Origin of the sequence: Rudaea sp. (assembly GCF_036383415.1) — a bacterium.
Lineage (GTDB): Bacteria > Pseudomonadota > Gammaproteobacteria > Xanthomonadales > Rhodanobacteraceae > Rudaea.
This window is the reverse complement of record NZ_DASVOK010000382.1, coordinates 1-1,634: the sequence shown is the minus strand read 5'-3', so window position 1 is coordinate 1,634 and position 1,634 is coordinate 1. Positions and strand designations below refer to the sequence as shown.

2 protein-coding genes are annotated in these 1,634 nt (G+C 68.8%); one reads left to right on the top strand and one right to left on the bottom strand.

The genetic code is table 11. From position 1 onward, the window contains the following. Window positions 1–612 (bottom strand): LysR substrate-binding domain-containing protein (locus VF497_RS14150; protein WP_330889813.1); only part of this gene is annotated, 612 nt, incomplete at its 3' end. Between the two features lie 168 nt (window positions 613–780). Between VF497_RS14150 and VF497_RS14145 the strand changes: the two genes are divergently transcribed. Continuing rightward, window positions 781–1,634: DMT family transporter (locus tag VF497_RS14145; RefSeq protein WP_330889810.1), on the top strand; the 854-nt coding region annotated here is incomplete at its 3' end.

Below are 1,634 nucleotides of genomic sequence, written 5' to 3'. Positions count from 1 at the left end.
GAACCACGGCGTCCACGGCTGCTGGCGGATGCGCAGCAGCGGCACGCGCGCGAGGTCGGCCGGATTGCGCAGGCGCACGCGCCGCGCGAGCGCCGGACTCACGGTCGGAAACAGCTCGTCGTCGAACAGCTTCTCGCTGATCAGGCCCTCGTAGTTGCCGGTGCCGTAGCGGATCGCGACGTCGACGCCGTCGCTGCGAAAATCGGTGACGGTCGGCGTGCTTTCGAGGCGCAGCTCGATGCCGGGATGGCGTTCGAGGAAACCGCCGAGACGCGCGACCAGCCAGGCCGCGGCGAACGAGGGCAGCACGCTGACTGTGAGCGAATTTGCACTGTCCTGGCCGCGCAGGCGTTCCAGTGCCGCGGCGAGCTGGTCGAGCGCGGAACGCACGTCCTGGGCAAGCTGGCGACCGGCATCGGTCGCGCGCATCTGTCGCCCGGCGCGCTGCAGCAGCGGCATGCCGAGCGTCGCCTCAAGCGCGTGGATCTGGTGGCTGACCGCGCTGTGGGTGAGACTGAGCTCGTCCGCCGCGCGCGTGTAGTTCTGGTGACGCACGGCGGCCTCGAGCACGCGCAGCGAACGCAGCGGCGGCAGGCGGTGCCAAGGATTCATGCGCGGGCGGCTCTGCGAAAGGTCCGGCGGGCAGTCTAACATCTGTGAGGAAAGCTCACAGATGACTCGAGAAAATAGCGTTTCCCGCGCGCACGCGCGAGGCTTAGGATGCGCATGTCGTATCACTGCCCGCGCCATTTTGCGCCGGTGGATCCCAAGGAGTGTCCGATGAATCCCTCCATCTTCGCCCAACTCGTCGTGCTCGGCATGATCTGGGGCGCGTCCTTCATGTTCCAGCGCATCACCGTGCCGGTGATCGGCGCGGGCATGACCGGCGCCGGGCGCATGATCTTCGCCGCGCTGACCCTGCTCGGCGTGCTCGCGCTGCTGCGCAAGCCGCTGCAGTGGCGCGCACGCTGGCGCGATTACCTCGTCGTCGGCTTCATCGTCATGGGTTTGCCGCTGTGCTGTTTCGCCCTGGCTGCGCGCTCGCTGCCGGCCGGCTACCTCGCCGTGCTCAACGCGACCGTGCCGCTGTTCGCCGTGCTGATCGGGTGGGTGCGCGGCACGCAGCCGTCGGCATCGAAGCTGGCCGGCGTGGTCGTCGGCGTGCTCGGCGTCGCCACGCTGGCGAAGTTCGGCCACCTCGAGATGAGCCTGGCCACCGCGATCGGCTTCGCTGCGGCGCTGTTCGCCTCGTTCCTGTACGCGGTCGGCGCGATCATGGCCAAGCAGCGTTACGGTGACGCGGATCCGCTCGTCATCACCGCGGGCAACCTGATCGGCGGCTCGCTACCGCTGGTGCCGCTCGCGCTCGCGACCGCGCCGGCGAGCTTGCCGCCGCTCAACGTCGGCCTTGCCCTGATCGCGCTCGGTATCCTCTGCACCGGCATCGCCTATGCGTTGTACTTCCGCATCCTGCGAGCTGCCGGGGTCGAACGCGCGGTCACGGTGACCTTCCTTGTGCCGCTGTTCGCGCTGATCTGGGCCGCGCTGTTCTTGGGCGAGCCGATCACCTGGGCCGCGCTTGCCGGTTGCGCGCTCGTGTTGTTCGCGGTCGCGCTGATCTTCGAGAAGGTGCC